Genomic DNA, 25,149 nt, shown 5'->3' with positions numbered 1-25,149 from the left:
CGATTATACTGTACGAAAACACAGTAATGGTTTTTCATACAGGAAGGCAGCTATGTTGGCACAACTCACTATCAGTAATTTTGCTATCGTTCGTGAGCTGGAAATCGATTTTCACAGCGGTATGACCGCTATTACCGGCGAGACCGGCGCCGGTAAATCGATCGCTATCGACGCGCTGGGGCTGTGCCTGGGCGGTCGGGCGGAAGCCGATATGGTGCGCAGAGGCGCCAGCCGGGCTGATTTATGCGCGCGCTTCTCCCTGAAAGACACGCCGGCCGCACAACGCTGGCTGGAACAAAACCAGCTGGAAAGCGGGCGTGAGTGTTTACTTCGCCGCGTTATCAGCGCAGACGGCCGCTCTCGCGGCTTTATTAACGGTACGGCGGTGCCTTTATCCCAGCTCCGCGAACTGGGACAGCTTCTTATCCAGATCCATGGCCAGCATGCGCACCAACTGTTGACTAAGCCTGAACATCAGAAGACCTTACTTGATGGCTATACCGGTGAGTATGCGCTTACTCAGCTAATGGCTGAGCGCTATCGTCAGTGGCACAAAAGCTGCCGCGATCTGGCGCAGCATCAGCAGCAAAGCCAGGAGCGCGCCGCGCGTGCGGATCTGGTGCAGTATCAACTAAAAGAGCTCAACGAGTTTAATCCGCAGCCGGGCGAATTCGAGCAAATTGATGAAGAGTACAAACGTCTGGCCAACAGCGGCCAATTGCTGTCGACCTGTCAGCATGCGCTGTCGGTGATGGCAGACGGCGAAGAATCCAATCTGCAAAGCCAACTCTATGCCGCAAAGCAGCTGGTGAGCGAGCTGGTTGGTATGGACAGTAAACTCTCCGGAGTGCTGGATATGCTTGAAGAAGCATCTATTCAGCTTAGCGAAGCCACGGACGAGCTGCGTCATTATCACGATCGCCTCGATCTCGATCCGAATCGTCTGTTCGAACTGGAACAACGTATCTCCCGACAAATTGTCCTGGCGCGCAAGCATCAAATTACGCCCGAGGAGCTTCCAGAATTTTACCAGTCACTGCTGGAAGAGCAGCGTCTGCTGGATGATAGCGCCGGTTCCCTGGAATCCCTCAGTCAGATGGTCGTGGAGCATCATCAGTTAGCCCTTGAGACGGCGAAGCAGCTACATGCCCTGCGTCAGAATAGCGCTGATGAGCTGACTCGGTTAATTACGGAGAGTATGCACTCACTTTCAATGCCACACGGTGTATTCTCCATTGATGTCGCGTTTGATGAGCGTCATCTCACCGCTGAAGGCGCAGACCATATTGAATTCCGGGTAACCACCAACCCGGGTCAGCCGCTGCAGCCAATCGCTAAAGTTGCTTCCGGAGGCGAACTCTCGCGTATTGCGCTGGCGATTCAGGTGATCACCGCGCGGAAAATGGAAACTCCGGCATTGATTTTTGATGAAGTAGATGTCGGTATCAGTGGCCCTACGGCAGCGGTGGTGGGCAAACTGCTGCGCCAGCTAGGTGAGTCAACCCAGGTGATGTGCGTTACCCACTTACCGCAGGTGGCCGGTTGCGGACATCATCATTTCTTCGTCTGCAAGGAAACAGACGGTGAAATGACCGAGACGCATATGCACCCTCTGGATAAACGCGCTCGCTTGCAGGAACTGGCCCGTCTGCTGGGCGGCAGTGAAGTCACTCGTAACACTCTGGCAAACGCGAAAGAGTTGCTTGCCGCGTAAACTTTTTGATTTTCACAGAGTCATAGTGAACAGCAAATTGCCGATAGACCTGCAGCCGAAGGTTCCCAACCGGGCAAAGGTCTATTATCATCGGCATATTACAGATGAGCCACGTACTGCTCGGGCCCAAAAAGGAATCAAATCACTATGCGCTGTAAAACGCTGACTGCTGCCGCAGCGGTTCTTCTTATGTTGACCGCAGGCTGTTCCACTCTGGAACGAGTGGTTTACCGTCCTGACATCAACCAGGGTAACTATCTGGCACCAACCGATGTAGCAAAAGTTCGTGTCGGCATGACGCAACAACAGGTTGCCTATGCCTTGGGTACGCCGATGATGTCGGATCCGTTTGGCACTAATACCTGGTTCTACGTTTTCCGTCAGCAGCCTGGGCATGAAAAAGTTACCCAGCAGACGCTTACCCTGACCTTTAACAGCAGCGGTGTGCTGACCAACATTGATAACAAACCTGCCCTGACGGCGGAGTAATAAAGCTATCAATACACAAAAAGCGCTCATTGAGCGCTTTTTTTATATCTGCATCTTTGGTGCGAAACGGTTACTTTCCGGCGTTTTTCTCCGCCCGCTGACGACGTAGCTCTTTCGGGTCAGCAATCAACGGACGATAGATTTCGACCCGATCGCCATCATGGACGCGATCCTGAAGCTTAGCCGGGCGGCTATAAATTCCCACTTTGTTTTTCGTCAGATCGATATCGTCACGTAGCGCCAGAAGACCGCTGGCAACAATCGCCTGCTCGACCGTCGCCCCCTCCTCAAGCTTGACGCTTTGCAGATACTGTTTTTCCGGCAACGCGTAGGCCACTTCAACCACGATTTTAGCCGGCACTGTAGACCTCTTTAGCGCGCGTCGTAAATGCCTGCACCATATTCATAGCCAGTTCTTTGAAGATACGACCAAACGCCATTTCAATCAGCTTATTGGTGAATTCAAAATCGAGATGAAACTCAATTTTGCACGCTTCCGGGCTTAAAGGGATAAATTTCCAGCCGCCAATCAGCTTTTTAAACGGACCATCGACCAGACTCATCAGGATACTCTGGTTACTGGTGAGCGTATTTCGCGTTGTGAAGGTCTTACTGATACCCGCTTTGGATACGTCAACCGCCGCAGTCATTTGCGTCGGCCCAAGCTCCAGAACCCGGCTACCGGTACAGCCCGGCAGAAAATCAGGGTAGGACTTTACATCATTTACCAGTTGATACATCTGTTCAGCACTGAACGGCACCAGCGCGGTACGGCTAATCTGAGGCATAGCAGGTTCCACATATAAACACAGGGCAAATAATATCATTTATCTGCTGCTAAAAAAAACGCTGTACCGCAACTCGTGCTAAGATAGCCCATTACGCCTCGCAGGAAGATTGAGGTACGACTGTTTTAAGACGATGACTTCAGGATACTATGACTAAGAAAAAAGCCCACAAACCTGGATCAGCCACCATTGCGCTGAATAAACGCGCTCGTCATGAATACTTTATCGAAGATGAATACGAGGCGGGTCTTGCCCTGCAGGGATGGGAAGTAAAATCTCTCCGCGCAGGTAAAGCCAATATTGGCGACAGCTATGTCATTTTGAAAGATGGCGAAGCCTATCTGTTTGGCGCCAACTTCACGCCGATGGCGGTAGCGTCCACCCACTACGTATGCGACCCAACGCGTACCCGTAAGCTTCTGCTCAATCAGCGTGAACTGGATACCCTATACGGGCGTATCAACCGTGAAGGTTACACCGTGGTCGCTCTTTCCCTGTACTGGAAGAATGCCTGGTGCAAAGTCAAAATCGGCGTAGCGAAAGGTAAGAAACAGCACGACAAGCGCACCGATATAAAAGATCGCGAGTGGGCAGTTGATAAAGCCCGCATTATGAAACACGCAGGTCGTTAATTGCCCTTCTCTTGAGGGTCAGCCAGCTGGCCCTCACGCTATATTGTTGTTGATGCTGATTTTTCATCCACTCTGGCGCCATAATCCTCAAAACGAGGGCTGGTCAGCGCATTCATAAATCTGTTATACTCAACGTACACATTGGGGCTGATTCTGGATTCGACGGGATTTGCGAAACCCAAGGTGCATGCCGAGGGGCGGTTGGCCTCGTAAAAAGCCGCAAAAAAATAGTCGCAAACGACGAAAACTACGCTTTAGCAGCTTAATAACCTGCTCTGAGCCCTCTCTCCCTAGCTTCCGCTCTTAAGACGGGGATCAAAGAGAGGTCAAACCCAAAAGAGATCGCGTGGAGGCCCTGCCTGGGGTTGAAGCGTTAAATCTAATCAGGCTAGTCTGGTAGTGGCGTGTCCGTCCGCAGGTGCCAGGCGAATGTAAAGACAGACTAAGCATGTAGTACCGAGGATGTAGGAATTTCGGACGCGGGTTCAACTCCCGCCAGCTCCACCACTTTTTAGTTGTTTGAAGTTAAATGAAGTCTACTAAGCCCGCACAGCACAAGCTCTGCGGGCTTTTTTACGTCTATTGTCGTCCAGTGAGAATTGCTGAGAACTACGAGTTATGGCACCCTGAATGGGACCCACTAAGAAGGGTCCAAAAACCGAGGGTCCCAAAATGGCAAAAATCGCTAAGAAGCTCACTGACACTGAAATCAAAAGCACCAAGCCAGCCGACAAAGAAATCAACTTGTTTGACGGAGATGGTTTGATACTACGAATCGCTCCCCTCTCGAAAGGAGGAAAGAAGAATTGGTATTTCAGGTATGCAGTGCCAGTGAGTAAAAAAAGAACCAAAATGAGCCTTGGGACCTATCCTCACCTTACACTGGCAAGAGCCAGAGCCTTACGTGATGAATATCTTTCCTTTCTGGCAAATGGTGTTGATCCACAAATCCATAACAACGATAAGGCGAAGGCATTAAAGAGTGCTACTGAGCACACTCTCCAAGCCGTAGCGCGGAAATGGTTAGATGAGAAGGTAAAGACATCAGGTATCTCACAAGACCATGCAGCAGACATCTGGCGCAGCTTAGAGAGAAATGTCTTTCCTGGTCTGGGTAATGTCCCTATCAATGAGATCCGGCCTAAGCTCTTAAAACAACACCTTGATCCTATTGAGCAACGAGGCGTATTGGAAACTCTACGCCGTATCATTTCACGTCTGAATGAAATCTTCCGGTGGGCAGCTACTGAAGAACTTATTGAGTTCAACCCGGCTGACAACCTTGGTCAAAGATTCAGTAAACCAAAAAAGCAAAATATGCCTGCCCTTCCCCCAAGCGAATTGCCAAGGTTTATGGAATCTTTGACGAATGCGTCAATCCGGTTGGAAACACGTATGCTAATTGAATGGCAATTGTTGACATGGGTTCGTCCGGGTGAAGCCGTTCGCGCAAGATGGTCTGATATTGATACAACCAACAGCATTTGGAACATTCCTGCTGATTTCATGAAAATGAAAAAGCCTCACAAAGTTCCTTTGAGTAAAGAAGCTTTGCGCATCCTTGAATTAATGAAATCAATAAGTGGGCATAGAGAATGGGTTTTCCCCAGCATTAAAGCGCCTCTTAATCATATGCATGAACAAACAGCCAACGCAGCTATCATCCGAATGGGGTTCGGAGGCGAGCTTGTAGCTCACGGTATGCGTTCTATTGCACGAACAGCGGCAGAGGAGTCTGGTAAATTCAGAGCTGAAGTTCTTGAGGCAGCGCTTGCCCACTCGAAAAAAGATGAAATTATCGCAGCATACAATCGTGCAGAATATCTGATAGAGCGACAGAGTTTGATGCAATGGTGGAGTGATTACGTTCAAGCTCAAAGATCAAATGCTCTGGTAGCCTAAGTATCAGAATAGCTAATATAATCCTGAAGGTAAAGAAAATGGAAACCCTATTCAAAGTTTTTGAAAAATTTAGTTCCAGACCACTTTTTTTTATTTTTTTCGGACTCTCACTTTGTGAATTTTTTCAGAAACAATCTGTTCTGATGAATCCATCAGCAGATAACATCGCGAAATTATTCGCAGCCATGATATTAGTTGTTTTTTTTACTTGGGGATTTGAATGGCTAATCTTTAAGTTCAATGTAAACCTTGAACCTCATGATCAAGGCGATATTGGACCAACAATTGGAACGGCTGCTTTAGCTGTATACTTAGTTTATGCCTTTCATTTTCTCAGTGAAAATCCTGAAGCATTAAATTTAAAGTTATTAACTAACTCTGGTTTTATATACAGCACAACTCTATTATTATTCTCATTAGAAAGTATGAAGCTTAGAAGGCTTAAACAAAAGTAAACAACATCATTGCGAGATAAATACAAAAGAGGTATGTCGGTAAATCACCATACCTAAAACATAATAATTTTGGTAGTATCGGTGATACATAATCCACACCAATATTGGAGCGATACTGAGACGCTATAACCTGATATCTTTCTCCATAACCAATTCTAAGTTCAGATTTAAGATGCGTTTTTTTTCTTTCCCTTTTTCTTTTGGGGTTTGTCGTGATGTGAATAATATATCTTTGGTTTCAGATTAAATCCTTCAACAACTTCCTTCCAAGTTTGAACCGCTAATAAAAATTGAATAGAATTGATGTCAATTAATTTTTTAGCTTTTGTAGTAGTTGAGATCCATAAAACCACATCAGTAATTGTCTCTTCAAATTTTACTACTCCTCTTACTATAGTTTGAATTGTGGTTTTTGACTGTTCAATATTATAAATTAGATCATGCGGTTTATCTGATATCTTTACAGCAATAATCTCTCCATTTTTATAAAGATCTGCAACTTCAACATTGTAGTCCTTGCCATTATCACGTAAGGATGGTATTTTTTTTAGCTGGCGATCTAGAAGTATATAACCTTTCTCATCAGACATCTTTTCATTAAAATAATATTCTCTATATTCTAATTTGTCTTTAGAAGTTCCTTCTGCGATTTGTTTTATTTTTTCAGCTTGCCATACTTTGAAGTCGTCTTCCTTAAGAGCATCTTTAACCTCAAATTTTATACTGGCTAAAGAAGTAGACAAATACTTCATAAAAGCAGAGTTAAATCGACTCCATCCTCCCCTCTTAAGGAAGAAGTGCTCGCTGCCCTCGCTATAAGTAATGCTCAATATTTCTTTTAACGAGGCTGTATGACCACTGTTATTTTCATTAGTTATCTTAACAAAAACTTTATTGACATCTTTTATGTTGTTATTTTTTATGAATTTCTTTACATCTGCTATTTTTATGTCATTAATTTTATCTGATGATTGAAGATACTTTCCACTCCCCTCAACTTTTGTGTGCAATTTAAAAAATGTCAAAGAATTATTAATTACAATAGAGGCATCAAAAGATTGAATCTCATCAATAATAACTTTTGCATCATCTGTAATGATCGATTGAAGTAGATAATTATCAAGCTCATCTATCTTTGACTCGTCAGTGATTTTTTCCGATTTAGGAAATTCGATTTTCTCTTTGGTTGCCAACGAAGAATCAATATCATTGAAAACATCGACTAATGCAGTAGGAGCACCATCCAAACTTAGCTGAATTGAATCAGAAAAAGTTATATTATTACATCCCCACTTGTCAGTTTCTTTGGCTTTTGTTTTGAGATGCTCGATGGATTCGCCAGGAAAATATGCTCCTTGAACAAACTGTGAGTATGAGGATGCCTCCTGACTCTTTCCCCCACAAAAGAATCTGCTTTTCTTGAGTAAAATATTTTCATCATTAGCTATACGCATTGCCACATTCAGCCCAAAGTCTGCTTCAATAAACTTGCTGAGATAAAAATGTGATTTACCAAGACTGATAAGATAGCAATTCTCAGGGTCCTTTTCTTTAAATCCTATTAGCAGGCCAAAATAGAATATATTATGAGGCTTTTCAATTTCTTCATTGAAGAAATCACTAAAAACATCCCACCACCATACTTCATTTCCTTTTAATTTATCAGAAAAATAAAATTTGAGTTGATAAGATTGATGTAGAATAGTTTTTTGTTCGACAAGCCCTTCTTTAATGATTTTTTTTGTCAATTCTGGAAGACTCTTATATGGCATTCTATATATGTTATAGCTGACTGACATTTAATCGCCTCTGAAATATATATTCATACAAGTTAATGTTAAAGTGAAAAATTTTTAATATACTTAATTTATCGAGCTAAAATACTCAATGAATTTAACAACTGTATATCCAAGGTTTCACTTGAGGGCACTGGTAGTCCGTTCGCAATGCGATAATTTTTTATTGACTGCCTTGTGGAAGGCCCCATTATACCGTCAATATTCCCGTTGTAATAACCTTTGTCCAGCAAAGCGAATTGAACCCGCATGATTAAGCGCTTACGCTTCTCTGTACCAGAAGTCAGCCCATTACTTGCACGGTTAGCTTCTGTAGTTCCAACAGAATTCGTAGTAGTAGAGTTGTTATTGTCGTTAGAACGAAGCGAACGCACAGAGGAAGAGGACGATGAGGGACTTGTTCCTGAACTTGAAGACCCAGATGAACTTGGTGAGCTGTATGTTTTTGGATAATAGGGAGTGCTGCCACCATAGTACCCGCCACCTGATGATGAACGGTGAGAACTATGGCTCCGATGGGAGCTATGACTGCGATGCCCTGCAATGTAGAATGGAACTTCGGTGTTAAGTGGGGCTATCACTAAATCATGTTCATTAAGAGTCATACCAGGCAAATCACTTGCTCCGGTAGATGAATCACTTGCCCATACAGAATTATTGAGTGCCAAAAACCCCGGAAGTAGAGCAGCAAAATTAAATTTTTTCATAAAATTGGTCTCGGTGGTTGATGAAAACGGCCCGTTGAAGAACTGAAATAACCAGCACAGGAAGACTTCTGAGTGCATTCATCACATTCTTTAGGATAGTAATTTTTCCAATCAGAGATCGACTGAGCAGCAAGCTCCCAGGCTCTTTCAGGAAGATGACACAAAGGATAATTAAAAATTGTTAGAGGTATACCTGACCTGTGTGCAGCGTCTATAGCGGAGGTTATTTTCTCACTATAGCTGCTGTGTTCAATGAAGATTGTTGACCAGTTTTTTCGCGCCCAACCGATAGATTCCAACCCCATAAGGGAAATCTGATTGATGTTGGAGAAAACACGGCCAACGAACTCTACGATGCCATCCAATTCCGTATAGTTAGCCAGTGTCGGAATAACTCTAAGTTCGATATTAATCCCTGAGTTCCCTGCATTGATTAACCCCTTAACCGTTTCATTAAATGCGCCATCACTTCCTACCAAATGATCATGCACAAGTGGTCTTGATGAGTAGAGCGGTATACCAAAGGTGATTTTTATCTTTTTACTTCGCTTTGCCATTTCATGAGTAAAGTTGGTATCAGCAAATTTGCGCCCGTTTGTTAAAACATGCAAAGCAGTATCTGGTGAATTCTCGATGATAAAATCAATGAAGTTAAGCAAATCATCTCCATACAGCAAAGGTTCACCACCGCTGACCCCAACTACTCCATTCAACCCAAATGAAGCGATAGCAAGGGCTGATTGGGTAAGTAGCCAGTCATCATTTGATTTCTTTGGTGGCTGCGAACAAAAGAGACACAAGTTATTGCAGCGTTCCGTTACTAAGACAGTATTATGATTGGCTCTGCGGGACAGAATAACGCGGATCATATTGCCATTGTTAATTACCCCAATATCTCCATCTTCAATTGACTCAAATAATTCAGTGCTAATAACAGAGTAATCAAAGCATGGTAGAATGGCATCATTATTGCTTTCAGCAACTACCAGCAAATTGGGCAAAAAGAATAAAGGGTTCACTGGTTTTTGTTTGCATAACCGATAGAACCCTGTGGGCACATTCTTTTTTGAAGAAAAATGAAAGATATCGTTCCTGATAACCTCAGACATATGCCCATCCTTTTAGCATCTCAGCCTTCGGACCACCTTCAGAGATGGAGTTCATCAGATACCTGAACATTCCCTTGTGATACTGACAAAACGTTGAACGACTCCTATCACCGACAGGCTCACCTTGTACACTTATGTTCTGGCATGGGTCTGCACCGCAAAATGGTTGATACGCGCATGTATCACAACCTGGCAGAGCAAAATTGAACGATGAACTCAATACTGCGTTATAGTAAGGACTCTTGGAAAATGATAGCGTCTTAACCTCACCCGCACTGAACTCCGTTTCAGGGTTCACCTTCTGCAACATACGGCTCTCATCGCTACCATATACTCGACCGTCATAATTGAAAAGAATACTGTTAAGCACGACCCCACTTGGCGACTTCAAATCCGCATAACCACTAAAACCGGGATTGAAGATCCTTTTCAGATGAATGGAGGCCGAATGTTCCACAACCCTTATCCCTTCAATGTTGATCTTAAGGATTTCATCTATCAACGAGGCATAGAAACTTAAGTATTCGTCCATAGAAAAGGTGAACGATGCTTTTTGTGCAAACCCATAGGGACTAACAGGTCGGATAAACATGTCCTTGAGGCCAAGAGATAAGTGAGCCTGGACAATCGATTCAGGGTGCCTGATAAGATCTTTAGTAACTGTAGTAACCGTTGCAACGCGATCAGCGCCTAAAGACCGTTTGATAGCCTCTATCCCTGACACTGTTCTACTGTAAGCAAGCCCATGACCAAGAATTCGATTACTGTTGTGAACAACTTCCTCACCATCAAGCGAAACAGAGAACGTTAAGTTCCTGTCTCTCGACCATTCAAGCATATCCTCATTCAAGACAGACAGGCTTGATGCTACAACCATCTCAAAATCGGTGCTTCCCAGCGTTTCAGCACATTGCTCATAGATAGACTGAATTAAATCGAACCGCAAGAGTGGCTCTCCACCCTGTATCTCTATCTTGTAAGGTGGTGTCGATAGTTTTTTGATAGTAGAAATGATATCAGGGATGAGAGCGGGATCTAGATCATAACCAGAGGCGTTCACGGAAGCTCTACTGACCTGACAATACTTGCAGGTATGGTCGCAACGTAATGTGGGCACAATCATGAAAATTGGCCTGACCGCCAGTTCATTCATCAATCGTTTTGCAAAAGCAGAACTTAAAGCATAGGGAGCTATAGCCGATGAGCTTTCGTTGGTTATGAATAGCTTGCTTTCGAGTGCGTTTGATTGTTCCGCATTGATTTGCTCATTAGAAAGATCAAGCAGCTCTTGCTCATCAATGAAGTGATGAAAACCAGCGAGGTTGCTTATAAACACCTGTCCATTAGGCAATCTGTCAAAATTGAATGGCATCAATTCCATTACGATAGCCTTTCATCGACACTGCGAAGCACTTTATTGACAATAGAATCTCTCAACGCCCCTGTTTTATGCTGTAGTTTTTCTCGCAAAGTGTAATCATTCAGCAGCCTCTCGAATTCATAGAGGCATTCGGGGCTATCGTTTTCAAAAGAGATTGTCCAAGAGGATATATCTTCACAAAGCTTCCATTGAGTAAGAGAAGTCATCCAGTACAGGCTATTGCGTATAACCCATTCAGAATAAACATCTTTTTTTAACGTCCTTTCGCACATTGCCATTGCCTCACAAAACTAATAATCACAATCAGCAACCGCTTTAAAGCGGATTTTTCCTATAGAAATGAGGATACACCATTTAATTAATATGTTACAGGATGTTAGCATCTGAATGGCGATTCTGAAAAATGATGTTGCTTATCCCTATGTAAATAATGATATTTTCCGATTATCATCAGCAGCTCGAACAGGTTAAAATTTAGGAGGCTAACATGCCATTATAAGTATGGGCTTCAAGATCTTTTTGTCGGTCATGGGATGAGAGCTATTGCCTCAACAGTGCTTAAAGAGAAAGGATTTCCTCCTGATGTGATTGAAGCTGCGTTAGCACATATCGATACTTACGAAGTCAGGAGAGCCTGCAATCGTGCTCAATACCTTGAACTGCGTAGAGAGATGATGCTCTGGTGGGGTGAGTATGTAGAAGCAGCATCCTTTGGAAACTCATCAATCAGTGTTATTGGCAAGTTAACCTCAACAGAAGGATATACCGATTAAAATCTTTAGCTGCTCTCATAATTGAACTTTCTCACATTTATGAGCGAGATAGTGAACATTTTGCATTTCAATCGCACTAAAAATGATTAGTATGTCTATGTAAGAATTCTGATTTATAGCTATGTTCAGTAAAATTTTCATAGGATAAAAAATGTCTAACATAGAGGAAACACTGCCAGAAAGTGCGATCAGTTCTTGGGGGGGGTTTGTTTACCAAGGGAAAGTAGCTCTTTATCACTGCCTGAAACTATTAACGGCAAAATCATTTCAACAGAGAATAATTGATAATTTTGAGTTGCAATTAGATAGCACAGATGACTTTGCTATTTATTGTGATGGCAAGGTGATATCAACTCATCAAGTGAAAGCAAAGCTATCGCAATATCGTTCTGAATATGTCAAAGCTATTTATAAAGCAGCATGTATAGCTACTGACTGTGATGAAAATACAATCAGATATTTTCATGTAGCTAAAGAACTTGATAATTTTGAAAATTATACAAGTAATGATGGGAAAATAGTGGAGTTTTACAGTTATGGCGATATAAAATACTGTTTACTATCAAAAATAAATGAATTGATTGATGAGCAAATTGAATTGTTTTTAGATACCAATAAGTTGATTAAAACAAAAAATTTAATTATTGAAAAATCCACTTTACTCTCAGAGCTAATAACTAATAAAGTAATTGTAATTCATAATTTAGTTCACAATGGACAAAAACAAGACTACGCAGCATATCATAATAGAATCGCAAGTAGCATTTTTTGGGAATTACTATCATCTCCCCCACTTAATCGGACAGACGAAATATATCAAGCATTATTAACCAAAGAAAAAATAACAAATATTATTGAAACTGAGTTCTATAATGACTTGGACGCTTTTAGCGTGAAGCAAATTGAATCGATATCAAACGTTTTCAGATTTATTTATAGCTTGAATTATAACTCTGCCATACAATTGCATACCTCTTTACAGCCTCACAGACAAAACAATGTTATAAATGAAGATGATGTCCGGGATTATCTTGATGTAGTATCAGCAATATCCCACATACCAAAACTAATGGGCTTACCTCATTATTCTAAAAAAATAGATAAATATCTCCCAACAGCTTTGACAATTAGAGATGGAAGAAGACGAAACACTTCATTCCAAGAAGAGTTGAAAAATCACATAAGGGATAATGCTACACTTGCATCGTTGCTTTATGAATATAATAATATAATAGCCTATAAAGTATCAGATGATACGATAATTTCAGCAACCTCAGAAAAAATCACAAAAATTAACGACTCTAAAGAGAACAATAACCATATTGTTAGGGAATTTGATTTAAGGGTTATATCTACTGATAAAGCAGAGGCGGAACTAAATGCTAAATAATTTTATAAAACAAGCTATTGAAGATCACCAATTTATAGAAGTTGAAAGTACGCTAGAAAATATTTCTTTTTTTAAAAAGGAGAAAGATGCATTACGTCGATATATAATAACCTACAGAACTGATAAACTTGAAGATGCGAGTTTCATTAATGAGTTAATTATTAACAACACCCCAACTGAACTTTTAGAAGCTCCAGCTTTTGCAAAAAACACTGATCTTATAATAGTTTTTCAACTCGACAAGCTTTCAAATTACAAGCAATATGAAAAAAGTATATTTGATATAGAAGAAAATGCTTATCATTTCAAAAAGTATGTATTGTATTATTCAAATGAAGAGAATCAATTAATTTCCGGGAAGAACTTTAATAATCTTAGAGCAGTTCTCTCAGATCATGAAGAATTCTCCACATATAAAGCAGATCCATCCCGACCCAGCCTGTATAACATGGCAGCTAGAATTTTCATTAAACTACCTTTTTTAGAAATGCCTGATATAGAAAAGGATATTGTTCCAATTGATTTCCAAATCAACACGCTGGTAGATTCATTAAATTTATCTGAGATATATACTAAGATCAGCACAGCAAATAAACAAAGTGATGTAAATTTAGAAATGCTAATTGAGGAATTAATAAATGAAGAACTGGAAGCTATCAAAGCTGAGAATAAATAACTTCAAAGCGTTTGATAAAGTCGAATTCGATTTTGAGAGTTCTTCTTTGTTGACACTTGAAGGCCCTAATGGATATGGCAAAACAAGCGTATATGATGCTTTAGAATTATTGTTTACAGGAAAAATAAAAAGAATTGTACAACTATGTGAAACAATAATGCCAGGAGGCATTAAAAATTATAGTGATAATCTTTTCTGGAACAAAACAAATGGAGAGGATGATATCGAAATCAGTGTCGAGATGTCGAATGATAATAATGAGAAACTTTACTTTTCACGCAGAGCACATGCAAAAGATTTAAAAATAATACAGAATAATAAAGCAGATAATTTTAGCATATTTAAACTCTATAAATTAGGTTTGTTAGACTCTTACGAAAACAGCACCTTAATTACACAAAACGAACTTGATGAAATATTAGGCGAAAAATTCACTGATAACTACAACTTTCTTAACTATCTTGAACAAGGACAGAGTTCATTTATTTTTGCTAACAGTATTAGGCAGCGAAAAAATGCTATTAGTGGTTTGATGAACGTTAGTGAACTAACTGAAAACATAAATTTATGTGGACGAGTTCAAAGTGCATTGACGAGGAAATCAACCAGTCTAAATTTCATTCAAAAGAGGGATTCAATCACATCTCAAATTCAAGCAATAGGTGTACCAGGAACAAATGACAATAATCCTGTGCAATATGAAAAAATATCAACTCATCTGACTACGCCATCATGGGATGTTGAGAACCCTTCAATTTTTTCTGATATTGAAACAACAGAAAAAAATGAGAATAAAATTTCATTACTTAAAAACCTAATTACTAACAAAGAACAGCTTCGCGTAATTATTGATAATGCCAGAATAGAAAATTTCATAAGCAAAAATGAAAAACTATTAACCGAGGTAATTAAAGTAGGACATCATATTGAAGCCTACCCGGAACTGGCTCAAAAGAATAAGATTAACAATGGGATCAATTTATCTTTAAGCATTTTGCGCAAGAAAGAAGATTCCATAAGTCAGGATGATATTGATAAAATTAAAGATAATACAAATATTGATATTATCGATTTCAAAAGACGCTTACAACTTAGGGATTTTTACAAAAAAGAAATAGGTGAGAAAAATGCAATTCTTGTAGAGATTAGCCAAGCAAGAAAGAAATTAACAGAAGAACATCAAAAGAAAACTTCTCTATCAGAAAAACATTGTTTACTTTGTGGGCATGACTGGATAACAAAAGATCTGCTATTGGACGCAATCGATATTAAAAGTAAATCTTTAGAAAGTTCATTAGATAATGTAGGGAAACAGCTACAAGCCGAACTCGATGAAATAAAACAATCTAAAGATGCTGAGATTCTGCGTTTGGTAGAAGCTCAAACTCAGCTTAAATTTGACAAAAAAATATTTGACAGTTTACAAAAGTCAAAAAGCATATTCGAGAAAATAAAAAAAATAAATGAAAGACTTTCACAAATCGGAATATCTTACCCGCAGACCTTTACAGATTCACCAGAAGAAATAGAATTAAGGAAACAATCATTAGTATTGATGATACGTCAACAAAAGAAAAATGAGCTGATTTCACTTCCTGAAGGATGGGAATCAGTCTTGAATGAATCATTCGCTACACCAGATGATGTTTTCAACATAGACTTAGAACAGATCAATCGAAAAGATAAATATTTCTTATACAAAAAGAATGAAGCGAATAATCTTAGACTTAAAACTTTAAAAAAAGAGCTTAACGATTTGTTAGATATGGATAAAGCCTTAACAAATGCTAAACAGAAAATTACCACATTAAAGGAACAACTCACTATACTAAACAAAGATTATTCTAAAAAAACCATTGCTGATATAGAGTTAACGTTCCATATTTATAGCGGTAGACTTATCCAAAACTATCAACGTGGCTTAGGACTATTTATAGATGAAGGGAATGGAGATAGACTGAGGTTCTGCACAGCAGAAAAATCAGAACATGACGCAACCATGTCAATGAGTTCTGGACAGCTATCGGCATTGAGCTTGGCCTTTTTCCTATCACTTAATAAAGTGTATGCGAAGTCCCCCCTTGTTCTGATAGATGATCCAGCTCAATCTCTTGACGAGATAAATATAGCTTCTTTAAGCGACTTGCTACGCTGTGAGTTAAGTAATAGGCAGTTGATACTCTCATCACATGAAGATAATATTTCTTCATATCTCAGGTTTAGATTCATGCGTGCAGGTTTGACGCAAAAACCCTTCAACATGCAATCACATACCGGTAAATAGAAATTTATAGCTAGGGTATTGATATACCTTAGCTATATTAAATTATATAGCGCCTTTCCTTTTTAAAAATCACCCCAAGTAAATATATTGAATACTTATATCTGTAATACTACCATAGTCCTCGTTGTATTCTTTATTTTCCTTTGGTACGTATATGAATGTCGTTTCAATTTGCATAGAGTGATTCATGCTTAAAGAAAAATCATTGCCATAATCATTCAAAGAATGACGTTTCTCATGATTCAACAGGGATTTGTAATAAGTATCATCATTTTTGTCAAACGTAAGTTCAACTTCAACTTGACTGTAATCTAAACGACATCTGCACAATATACCGAAATCACTCAACTCAGTTTGTATTATCTCAAGTTTAACTTTAGAAAATCTGCCTATATAAACAGCCTTAGCCTTAAAATATAAATCTACCTGACCTTTACTGTCAGTAACATTTATATTGTCCGCATTTTTAAAAAATGAATCTTCAAGAAAAGTTCCCAAGTCCATTTCAAACATACCAATTTCAATATAGTTTTTGATATCTACATATGACGTAGGATACCTCTCTTTCTCTACAGAATAGTGGCTCATAAGATTAGATACTGAATGAAAATATTTAATATCTGCTTTTACACCCAGAGAACTAATATCAGCCTTCAGATCATCATGCAAGACTCCCACCCCTATTTTTTTATTAGATATTTGCTCTGGGGAAGAAAAATCATGAGAGTTGTTAGAGACAAAAGCCACTTCCTCATTTTCAACTTTATTTTCAACAAGATAATTCAAGAAAGAAAGCCAAATTAAACTATCCTTATAGCCTGAACCATCGTTTTTGAAAGGCTTCTCAATATTAAACGCTTTTTTACAAATCAATTGATGCGATACTTCATCAGATTTAATAATTATTACTTTATTTTTATCAATATATTTATATATCTGCTTTAAAAAATCATATCTAATCGGATTCCGATCATCTGCATCAGTAAAACCTTCAAAATGTTCAACTTTCGTTTCATCGCCCATAGGGAAAAACCTGTTATACTCATTCAATGCAGAGGTTAGCTTTTTTTTAGCTGCATCGTAACCATCCCGAAAGTGTTTTTCCACTTCTTTTAATACTATATCCGAAATGAGTAATACATGACTCTCATTATTTATATAACTTAACATTAAACGCAAGTCAGCAGATTTGATATAATATGAATTATGAAAGATATTCGTATCAATTAAAATTTTCAAAACTTTCTCCTAAAAACTTCCTTGTATTTAAAGATAATACTAGTATTAGATGTTGACAAATGCTTTTTAAAATGCTAAGGTAAGATTGTATAGTAAGAAAGTGGGTTTAAGGATTTCCTTGCAATCCACGATCGTTGTCGGTTTGTTCTGGCAACACCCCCTACTTAGATGTAGGCAGCGGCCACCACGAGGTGGTCGTTTTTTTATCAAGGATATTTTATGAGATTTTGCTTCATTGATGAGGCTGGTGATTCTCAGCCAATAAACTCTCCAACGCAAAACATCCAACCTCTTCTTGTTATAAGTGGCTTATTCATAGATGGCAGTAAAATTCCATTACTAACAAAAGAATTTATACAATTAAAGAAACGTTATTTCCCAAATAAGTTCTCTACATTAAATCATGATCTTGACATTCTCATAAAAGAGATTAAAGGTGATGAGCTACGAAAGAAAATAAAAAACCAAAACTTCTCATCTTCAAATATTCAATCAATATTTCGATTTATAGATTCAATTTTTACCTTATTAAAAAAATATGATGTTAAGTTAGTTTCTAGTATATGGGTTAAAAATTTTGGCCAACCTTTAGTTGATAAATCTATCTACACACTCACAACCCAGCAAATATGTATTAGATTTAATCATTATCTACACGAAAATAATGACAATGGTGTTGTTATCGCAGATTATAGAGATCCTACTAAAAATCGATATGTTGCACATAGTATTTTCACCAGAAAACATCAGCATAAAGGTGATAGCCTCCCTAGGCTCTATGATGTTCCAACATTTGGTATTAGCGATAATCATGCTTGCTTGCAAATTGCAGATATACTATGTACTACTTTAATATTTCCTATGGCAACTCAAGCTTTTTGTAACGGGATTATAAATAATACATTCATACATCCTAACTTTGAACTATTACGTTCAAAATATAAAAAGAGAATCCGTAACCTACAATATCACTTCAAAAACTCAGATGGTATAATGTATTGGGGTATAAGAGCGAAAGATCCACATAGAAATAAAAAAGCCATTGACCTTTTTAGCTAATTTACATCAATAAGCAAGGGCTAACTCATCGAAGCGCTACGCTGCTTCTTCTGGTTCCCCTTGTTTTTTTCGCCCTTCGGTTGAAAAAAATTAAAAGCAAAATCAGCACACTGCATTGACATTATTTACTTCTGTAATATAAATAAATTAAGCATAAGGAATATGCTTTTATCTAATTATATGAAAAGGAGTTCATATGCTCGAAAATAATACTTTTAATAAGATCGTTGTGAGTAAAAATTCCCGTAATGGAAACGTTAACGAAGCGAAGCTCTCACACAATCAGCTTCGTTCTCATTGCGTCAGTGTCAGATTAAATGATGAAGAGCTAACGCTTCTCAATGAGAAACGTGGCAGTCATCGTAAAGGCGAGTGGCTTCGCTTATCTTTACTTAATAAACTTCCTGCTGTCGTTCCAGCTATCAATATTGAAGCCTGGAAAACCCTTGGTGAGATTTCGCAGAAGCTGAACAAGCTTGTGGCTCACCTTGATAGCAAGAGCTATGAAAGCTCTCTGACGCAAACTGAACTCTTCGCCGTAAAGCGTCATGTCTCAGAGCTTCGCTTGCATTTAATTACCGCTGACCTGTAAAGGTCTGCCAATGAAGGGAATGCAAAAAATCCGCAGGGGTAAGAGCTTCGCTGGTGTAGTGCTTTACGCATTAAAACCAGCTTCTCATCATAAAAAAGATCCGATAGTGATTGGCGGGAACATGGATGGAAGCGATGTCGGAGAGTTGATTGCAGAATTCAATGCGGCTAAAGCGCTTCGTCCAGAAGTCATTAAAGCGGTATGGCACAATTCGCTTCGTTTGCCGAAGAACGAAGCGTTAACAAATTCAGAATGGGCAATCATCGCTGATGACTACATGAAGCGTATGGGCTTCTCTGAAACGCATCTCAGATGCTACGTCCTACATGACGACGAAGATGGCCAGCACATCCATATCATCGCCAGCAGAGTGTCTCTTGATGCCGGAAAGCTCTACCTCGGCAGGAATGAGAACCTGGCAAGCACGAGAATAATTCAGCAACTTGAAAGAGATTACAATCTGACAAGAACCAAAGGATCGAAAGCATCTCCAGCAGCGCCCTCACCTAAACCGAAGCTCAAAAAATCCCGTAATGAACTGATGATGGAGAAAAGGACTGGTGAGCTATGCCCGAAAACCATCATCCAAAACGCTCTGGAAGTATTCCTTGCCGATAAACCGTCAACCACTGAGTTTGTGCATCAGCTTGCCGCACAAAACATCAGAGCAATCCCGAACATCGCTTCTACCGGACGCATGAACGGCTTCTCATTCGAATACAACGGAATTGCTTTCAAAGCATCTCAATTGGGAAAAGGGTATTTCTGGTCTGCCTTGCAAAGCAGAATCGACTACCAACAGGAACGTGATAATGCTTTCCTGTTTAAACTGAAATCATCTGTCAGAGAAACATCTGTTAGTGCAACTCATGATATGGCCATAACTACAGATGCTCCTGAAACCACGACAGAATACTTTAACCGCCCCATAGAAGCACTTATCCTCGATAAACGAGCTGCTGGTCAGGACGAATACTCTATCTCTTCTGTCGAAGCGCTTCTCCCAGAAGCTGTTGCAACTAACAAAGAAGTGATAGCAACCGAAGCGTTAAAAGTAGCGCCCAAGCGAAGCGATGCAGTGTCAACGTTCAGGTGGTTGGAATACATCCCCTACCTAGATGCAATTTATCGTATGTTGAAAAACCTCAAAATCCCAACCCTCAAACGTCCTCGAAAACACAAAACCATCACTGGCGTGAGAATGATAGAGATAACATCATCACCCCCCAAAACTGCCATTGAAACACCACATAAATCGCACAGAGCTTCGCTTTCAATGTAGGGCTAGCAAGCCTTTTTTGATAGGTACAGACCAATGAGTTGATCGTTTATACCGATCGATAATCTGGCGTTGATAGTCAATGTCTATCATTAATCTTTAATCGATCGGTACAAGTGATTTGCCTTTCCTGTAAACCCAGTCAAAATGTGATTTCACATCAAAGAATATAACAGACTGATTTAACTAGCCTATTTACGTATTCAACTAACATGCAGGTTTTGAAATGGCAGATACCATCTCATCTGTAGTCCCTGATTTCTTCATACATCGAATATGAATTTAACATCTAACACAAAGGAACTTGTATGAGCATCTCCACCACGAAACGCCGCAATGAAGAAGTCAACGTTGGTCTTTCTGATCGTCGGAAAGCAGAGATTACAGCCCCAAAGTTTGATCTGTTTGGTGAAACTTTCGAGTTTGCGGAAATTTTCTCTGCGACTGTCATCAGTTCCAACCCAACAAATGCTCAGATCTTGGTAAAAACAAATGATGGCGATGAAAAGCAGATTTCAGCCTATGGTATCGCGGTCAGGAACTCACACAGGATTCGTCTATACGAGCTTCGAAAGTATAGCAACGATAACTCCTGTGTCGTATATGCCGATGCGCTCATTATTAATTCAAACACGGGTGAATATAAAGTAAACTTAAACAGGAAAACCGTCATTATTCCAGCTTTTCTGACAATGCTATCTCATAATGCTTCGACAGCATCTTTCTTCAGAGTAATGCCAGTTCCGAAGTGGTTTTATATTCTCTTCACTTTGCTTTGTTTGGCTTCTTTCATTGCATTTTGCTCATTGCTTGTGGGATTCAAAGATGGATATGTGTGGGATGAGCACAAGTATATGTGGCTCACATATTTCCTATCAAGGATCGGAAGCTTCGTTTGTATCAAATGGATTAAAAGAAGAAGCGCTAGATTTGATCATGAAATCAGAAATCTTATCGATTTAGTAAAAAAATAAAAATAATAAGCAACAAAGAGTTAGCCCGTAGATTCCTACTACGGGCTTTTAAAATAATCACAACCCATATTTTCTTTTCTTCTCTTTGATGGATAACGATCTTTTTAGGGTCGAAGCCTCATATTTCCTTTTCTCATTAGCATAGACTTTCTCTGTTCGGCTACCATTACTGACTATAAAGTTAATCAATGAAGAACATACATTTTTCATACGCTCTTTGTTGATCAAATCATCATCCAGTTTATTTATATGACTATAATAAGAAAGTAGCAGAAAGGTTAAAACAACCTCCCTGTTGGAGAAGGTCATTTTTTCGATACCACTTTGGTATTTGATATAAAATCCTACACAAAAAAGATATGATTGTTCTATAATTCGTTGCTCTGAGAAACCTGATTCAGCGAGTTTATCAACGAATCGATCAAGCAGAAGTAAATACCTTTCCATCAAGTTAATATTTGTGTTATCCATAATATGCATCCTTGCAATAGTGAAATTTTGTCGTCCTGACAAGAAAATAAATAACATAATATTTTACCATGTCAATAGCTAAAACCTATCAATTCTATTAAAGGTATTTTGCAGGTAATGGATTATTAAGTTCTTCAATCGTTATTTGTTTAAGGTGAGCATTATAAAGCCATACTTTGAACTGCTCTAAATAGCGTTCATTTAATGCTTTCAAAGCTTCATTTTCTGCTTCAAGTCTTCTAATTCGTTGAGAAGCCACTTTTAAATTAGCAGGTTTTACAGTGTGTATTGCACCAGATTTGATAGTGGCTTTTTTTACACTGAAGCTTTCTGCAATCCTTACATGACTACTTAAGGATTGTCTTGATGGTCTTTTCCCAATAATCCTTACTAACCTGTCGCACAAAGCATCCCAAGTTAGTTTTTCATCTATAGACCATGTGTTAATAACATCTACAATCTTCTTCTCATAATAACCATTTATATGCTTAGCCATTTATTCTCCTTTTTTTATTCTCTTATGGAATTCATACCATCTATCAGCATTTATGTTCCCATCATTTTTATCATATAGTGTTCTTTTTAAAATTTTATCGTGAATGTTTGAAATCGTTTCGTTATCTAAACCAGAATTCTCAATCGGATAATGTTCACACGGCTTAAACGCATATGAGTGCTTGCAGTAGCCATGTTTTGATACAAGTACTGCGCCACTACTAAGTGATTCAAACTCATTAAGATCAACTACTGGAGCCTCCTTTATTCTGTGCTCGTTAACACACACTGATAACTTTTGTTCTCTAATTGCTTTAGACATTTGAAGATGCGATCTGTGGTCATAAGAAACATTTTGAGAAATAAGCTTACGTCCAGACCAGCGAGCAATACTAAACTCATCCATACCATTTATTTGAGCAAATGTGTTGAGAAGATGCCTCAATTGATGTGTTCTTAGCAAATATGGGCTACCATCTTCATTTATATAACCATGTCTTTTAAAAACATTAAAATACCCTTTTATATAATCAGAATCAACGATATCAGTTTTAAAAAAATTCGTTGTAGGTCTGAATAATTTATCTGACATTTCCTTTTTATTTTGATTTAACTGTCCTTCAGTTAACAAGCAAAGCGCATTAGAATATTTGATTTTCTTCTCTCTATCATACCAAAAGAGATTAGGAGGTATATTTTCTTTAAGGGTTTCCATCGTTGAATTAGAGTAATTCTTTTGAATTTCAGCAGCCAATAACCTCGCTTGACTTGATAATTCTTTTAATCTGCTAATAGCCTTTTTTGCTACAGGTATCATTAAAGTTGGAATCCATTTTATATTGCCTTCATACCCTTTTGCTGAAAAAAATCTTAAACCGTATCTTTGAATGCCCTTTCCATCACATTCTGTGATTTCACAATCCGCTGGCAAAGCTAAAATTTCCGATATCCTACTCGGTGCACACATAAGTAAAGCAAGCACAGATGTAGTAAATATATCTCTTGACGATAATTGTTCATCCCGCTTTGAAAAAATCTCAGCAATCGCAATAACTGATTTGATATCAGGCAATCTAGAATGGCCTTCCAGTGAAGAATCATAACCAGTCCAAGACTGAGTAATCCTATACCTAATTGGATTTACCCAAAATAAATAAAATGAGTTAGTCATCCTATTATCATTTAAAAATGAACTCAATTTCTCAAGTTCTTTCCCAATAGCAAATGCATGTGCTGTAGAATACTTTTCAGAGGCTATCCTTATGCATTCATCAAAGATTGAATTGTTGCAATAGTTTACATTAGCTTCCATATTGATTTTAAGTAAAACGAATTCGACAATCTTCAACATTGATAATGTTGAGTGTTTCGTCTTAGATTTATTGAATGAATGCACATGCAACATATATGCTTTAGCAAAATTAATAAAGCTATCATCTAAGCATTCTTTGCTGTTTAGGTTGTTTTTTGAGTTAAACTTAGTAAACCTATATAAACCTTTCCATTTATTGCTTTCCCAAGAAGTTGTTAAATTATTATTAGAAATAGTACTCTTACAAAACTCGATGAACTTAATAACATTATCGTGAGGGTTGTTTTTATTGCTTGGTTCAAAAATAAATATATTGTTCATAATGCTCTCCAGGGATTGAATTTTTTACACGTTAAACATTTCAAATCCTCTTTCGTATCTTCTAATAAGAAAAATGCATCTGAAACATACTTGATAAAAAAGTTCTTGTTTTCTTCAATCTCTATGCCCATAAGTATATTAGATAAGGGGTTAAAAAACGCATTTAGTCTCTTATCGATGTCATAAACGTTGTCAGGATTATTTTTTATATATATCATAGAAGAGTTTACTGATTTATGATCTAACGCTTTAGCAATCACCTCAATTGAGGCTCCTTCGTTAGCCAGTCGACTTCCTAACGTATATCTGAATCTTCTAGCATTAAGTTCTATATAGCTGTTAGTCCTTTCTGACCTAACATCGAATTTTGACGGAAAGTGTTTTAATAGTTTTGACATAACTGAATTTTTCATATGGAAAAAATCTGTTGTTAAATCAGATAAAAAATCCTCAATCCTTTTTGTTTCCGTAATCTTATCTAAATTCATGAAGATTGGTAATTCGCCTCTATAGTTACTAATCCCAACACTGAATTTATCTTCAACAAACGCCTGATTTTTATTAATTAGCATTGATAAGCTGTCATATAAGAACGGTTCTATCATAACCATGTTAAATTCTTTTCTGAAACATTTTCTTTGTTTTACTTTTGGTACATTCAAAAAGCACCCTCTCTCATTTTTAATGAGATCTTTAGCTTTTAGAGATATTAATTGTAATGGCCTTCTTCCTGTTATTGCCAGCAAAAGGATATAACAATACAAAAAGCATTGAATTTTCTTCTCATGATAAAATTTTCCAACGGCGTTAATGATGTTATTGAATTCCGTTTCAGTTAAAGGTCCTTTATTTGGATCTCGTCTTTTAACTGCATCTCCTGTTTGGTTTGGAATGATTTTTATTTTCTCCAGCATTCTAATGGCAGTCGCTTCTACCCCAGGGTAATTGAGATTTTTCCATTTAATGATGAAAGCCTTAATTAAGTTTAGTTTGTAGTTTCTTTCTGAACCTAAATAAACATTCAATTGATATATTGCTTTGTCATCAATAGTATCGATGGTTATTGCACCAAACCACTTATAAAATAGAGTGTTAATATTTTGTATATAAAAAGAACTATATTCAGACGCATAGTAAGCTAATGTTTTTAAGTAGCTAAGTTTCATTTTTGTAGGCATTATATCTACAACTTTATGAGGGTATACGCAGTTTTCTTTATCAAGTTGCCATTTCTTATCTGACAGTTTGAAACTATATCTATTCATCTTAGCAAAAAAAAATTGCTCACTTTCAATACATTTGATTTCCACA

At 38.5% G+C, this 25,149-nt stretch carries 23 protein-coding genes, 1 other RNA gene and 2 pseudogenes; 14 read left to right on the top strand and 12 right to left on the bottom strand.

Annotation, left to right across the window (positions count from 1 at the left end):
* Nucleotides 1-52: 52 nt before the first annotated feature.
* Both recN and bamE read left to right on the top strand, forming a co-directional pair.
* Nucleotides 53-1,714 carry a DNA repair protein RecN gene (gene recN, locus KO1_RS24790; RefSeq protein WP_004104647.1) on the top strand — a complete coding sequence of 554 codons (1,662 nt, stop codon included), beginning with the start codon at nt 53-55 and terminating at the stop codon, nt 1,712-1,714.
* A gap of 147 nt (nt 1,715-1,861) precedes the next feature.
* A complete protein-coding gene (bamE, locus tag KO1_RS24785) occupies nt 1,862-2,203 on the top strand; it encodes an outer membrane protein assembly factor BamE (protein ID WP_004104649.1) in 342 nt (113 codons plus the stop codon).
* A 70-nt stretch (nt 2,204-2,273) separates the two neighbouring features.
* Here the strand turns inward: bamE and KO1_RS24780 are convergent, their stop codons facing one another.
* Nucleotides 2,274-2,564 carry an RnfH family protein gene (locus KO1_RS24780; protein ID WP_004104651.1) on the bottom strand — a complete coding sequence of 97 codons (291 nt, stop codon included), beginning with the start codon at nt 2,562-2,564 and terminating at the stop codon, nt 2,274-2,276.
* Nucleotides 2,554-2,991, bottom strand: coding sequence for a type II toxin-antitoxin system RatA family toxin (locus KO1_RS24775; RefSeq protein ID WP_004104653.1), 438 nt, complete (start codon nt 2,989-2,991; stop codon nt 2,554-2,556). Before KO1_RS24775 ends, KO1_RS24780 begins: the two co-directional genes overlap by 11 nt.
* 149 nt (nt 2,992-3,140) lie before the next feature.
* Between KO1_RS24775 and smpB the strand changes: the two genes are divergently transcribed.
* The 4 genes from smpB (at nt 3,141) to KO1_RS24755 (ending at nt 5,980) form a co-directional block, all read left to right on the top strand.
* Nucleotides 3,141-3,623, top strand: a complete 483-nt coding sequence (smpB, locus tag KO1_RS24770; RefSeq protein ID WP_004104655.1) for an SsrA-binding protein SmpB — start codon at nt 3,141-3,143, stop codon at nt 3,621-3,623.
* Nucleotides 3,624-3,766: 143 nt separating this feature from the next.
* Nucleotides 3,767-4,130: a transfer-messenger RNA gene (gene ssrA, locus KO1_RS24765) on the top strand.
* Between the two features lie 165 nt (nt 4,131-4,295).
* Nucleotides 4,296-5,525 (top strand): integrase domain-containing protein, encoded by a 1,230-nt coding sequence (locus KO1_RS24760; RefSeq protein WP_023329935.1) that lies wholly within the window; start codon nt 4,296-4,298, stop codon nt 5,523-5,525.
* Between the two features lie 38 nt (nt 5,526-5,563).
* Nucleotides 5,564-5,980 (top strand): hypothetical protein, encoded by a 417-nt coding sequence (locus KO1_RS24755; protein ID WP_000448924.1) that lies wholly within the window; start codon nt 5,564-5,566, stop codon nt 5,978-5,980.
* Here KO1_RS24755 and KO1_RS24750 read toward each other — a convergent pair.
* From KO1_RS24750 to hxsD, 5 genes and pseudogenes are all read right to left on the bottom strand, one after another.
* Nucleotides 5,967-7,779 (bottom strand): annotated as a pseudogene (locus KO1_RS24750) (DUF6119 family protein). The gene KO1_RS24755 and the pseudogene KO1_RS24750 overlap by 14 nt on opposite strands.
* A 68-nt stretch (nt 7,780-7,847) precedes the next feature.
* Nucleotides 7,848-8,483 (bottom strand): His-Xaa-Ser repeat protein HxsA, encoded by a 636-nt coding sequence (hxsA, locus tag KO1_RS27730; protein ID WP_023329937.1) that lies wholly within the window; start codon nt 8,481-8,483, stop codon nt 7,848-7,850.
* The gene (hxsC, locus tag KO1_RS24740) at nt 8,480-9,592 is read right to left on the bottom strand and encodes a His-Xaa-Ser system radical SAM maturase HxsC (protein ID WP_000005567.1); all 1,113 of its coding nucleotides are present in this window, start codon (nt 9,590-9,592) and stop codon (nt 8,480-8,482) included. Before hxsC ends, hxsA begins: the two co-directional genes overlap by 4 nt.
* Nucleotides 9,585-10,973 carry a His-Xaa-Ser system radical SAM maturase HxsB gene (gene hxsB / locus KO1_RS24735; protein WP_045395107.1) on the bottom strand — a complete coding sequence of 463 codons (1,389 nt, stop codon included), beginning with the start codon at nt 10,971-10,973 and terminating at the stop codon, nt 9,585-9,587. Before hxsB ends, hxsC begins: the two co-directional genes overlap by 8 nt.
* Nucleotides 10,973-11,245 (bottom strand): His-Xaa-Ser system protein HxsD, encoded by a 273-nt coding sequence (gene hxsD / locus KO1_RS24730; RefSeq protein ID WP_023329939.1) that lies wholly within the window; start codon nt 11,243-11,245, stop codon nt 10,973-10,975. Before hxsD ends, hxsB begins: the two co-directional genes overlap by 1 nt.
* A 231-nt stretch (nt 11,246-11,476) precedes the next feature.
* Between hxsD and KO1_RS27725 the strand changes: the two are divergent.
* From KO1_RS27725 to KO1_RS24715, 4 genes and pseudogenes are all read left to right on the top strand, one after another.
* Nucleotides 11,477-11,746 (top strand): annotated as a pseudogene (locus KO1_RS27725) (integrase); the annotation flags it as partial.
* Nucleotides 11,747-11,897: 151 nt separating this feature from the next.
* Nucleotides 11,898-13,136, top strand: a complete 1,239-nt coding sequence (locus KO1_RS24725) for an ABC-three component system protein (RefSeq protein WP_023329940.1) — start codon at nt 11,898-11,900, stop codon at nt 13,134-13,136.
* A complete protein-coding gene (locus KO1_RS24720; protein ID WP_023329941.1) occupies nt 13,126-13,812 on the top strand; it encodes an ABC-three component system middle component 1 in 687 nt (228 codons plus the stop codon). The genes KO1_RS24725 and KO1_RS24720 overlap by 11 nt, the downstream gene beginning before the upstream one ends.
* Nucleotides 13,775-16,096, top strand: a complete 2,322-nt coding sequence (locus KO1_RS24715) for an AAA family ATPase (RefSeq protein ID WP_064407154.1) — start codon at nt 13,775-13,777, stop codon at nt 16,094-16,096. Before KO1_RS24720 ends, KO1_RS24715 begins: the two co-directional genes overlap by 38 nt.
* 69 nt (nt 16,097-16,165) lie before the next feature.
* Here the strand turns inward: KO1_RS24715 and KO1_RS24710 are convergent, their stop codons facing one another.
* On the bottom strand, nt 16,166-17,335 hold the full coding sequence (locus KO1_RS24710) for a PIN domain-containing protein (RefSeq protein ID WP_023329943.1): 1,170 nt from the start codon (nt 17,333-17,335) through the stop codon (nt 16,166-16,168).
* Between the two features lie 219 nt (nt 17,336-17,554).
* Here KO1_RS24710 and KO1_RS24705 point away from each other — a divergent pair, with 219 nt between their 5' ends.
* The 4 genes from KO1_RS24705 to KO1_RS24690 all read left to right on the top strand — a co-directional run bounded on the left by KO1_RS24705 (nt 17,555) and on the right by KO1_RS24690 (nt 21,239).
* On the top strand, nt 17,555-18,394 hold the full coding sequence (locus KO1_RS24705) for a DUF3800 domain-containing protein (protein WP_023329944.1): 840 nt from the start codon (nt 17,555-17,557) through the stop codon (nt 18,392-18,394).
* A gap of 196 nt (nt 18,395-18,590) precedes the next feature.
* Nucleotides 18,591-18,986, top strand: a complete 396-nt coding sequence (locus tag KO1_RS24700; protein ID WP_045395111.1) for a hypothetical protein — start codon at nt 18,591-18,593, stop codon at nt 18,984-18,986.
* 10 nt (nt 18,987-18,996) lie between these two features.
* A complete protein-coding gene (locus KO1_RS24695) occupies nt 18,997-20,268 on the top strand; it encodes a relaxase/mobilization nuclease domain-containing protein (protein WP_023329946.1) in 1,272 nt (423 codons plus the stop codon).
* Between the two features lie 305 nt (nt 20,269-20,573).
* Nucleotides 20,574-21,239, top strand: coding sequence for a hypothetical protein (locus KO1_RS24690; protein WP_023329947.1), 666 nt, complete (start codon nt 20,574-20,576; stop codon nt 21,237-21,239).
* 57 nt (nt 21,240-21,296) lie between these two features.
* On the opposite strand, the gene KO1_RS24685 is transcribed toward KO1_RS24690, so the two are convergent.
* The 4 genes from KO1_RS24685 to KO1_RS24670 all read right to left on the bottom strand — a co-directional run bounded on the left by KO1_RS24685 (nt 21,297) and on the right by KO1_RS24670 (nt 25,148).
* The gene (locus KO1_RS24685; protein ID WP_023329948.1) at nt 21,297-21,710 is read right to left on the bottom strand and encodes a hypothetical protein; all 414 of its coding nucleotides are present in this window, start codon (nt 21,708-21,710) and stop codon (nt 21,297-21,299) included.
* 97 nt (nt 21,711-21,807) lie between these two features.
* Nucleotides 21,808-22,206: a hypothetical protein gene (locus KO1_RS24680; protein WP_023329949.1), complete on the bottom strand. Its 399-nt coding sequence runs from the start codon at nt 22,204-22,206 to the stop codon at nt 21,808-21,810.
* Nucleotides 22,207-23,838, bottom strand: coding sequence for a hypothetical protein (locus KO1_RS24675; RefSeq protein ID WP_023329950.1), 1,632 nt, complete (start codon nt 23,836-23,838; stop codon nt 22,207-22,209).
* Complete coding sequence (locus tag KO1_RS24670; protein WP_064407153.1) at nt 23,835-25,148, bottom strand: tyrosine-type recombinase/integrase; 1,314 nt, start codon at nt 25,146-25,148, stop codon at nt 23,835-23,837. The genes KO1_RS24675 and KO1_RS24670 overlap by 4 nt, the downstream gene beginning before the upstream one ends.
* Nucleotide 25,149 lies beyond the last annotated feature (1 nt).

This window comes from Klebsiella oxytoca NBRC 105695 (genome assembly GCF_001598695.1).
Taxonomy (GTDB): domain Bacteria; phylum Pseudomonadota; class Gammaproteobacteria; order Enterobacterales; family Enterobacteriaceae; genus Klebsiella; species Klebsiella oxytoca.
The sequence above is the reverse complement of the archived record's forward strand: the minus strand, read 5'-3'. Positions and strand labels throughout refer to the sequence as shown.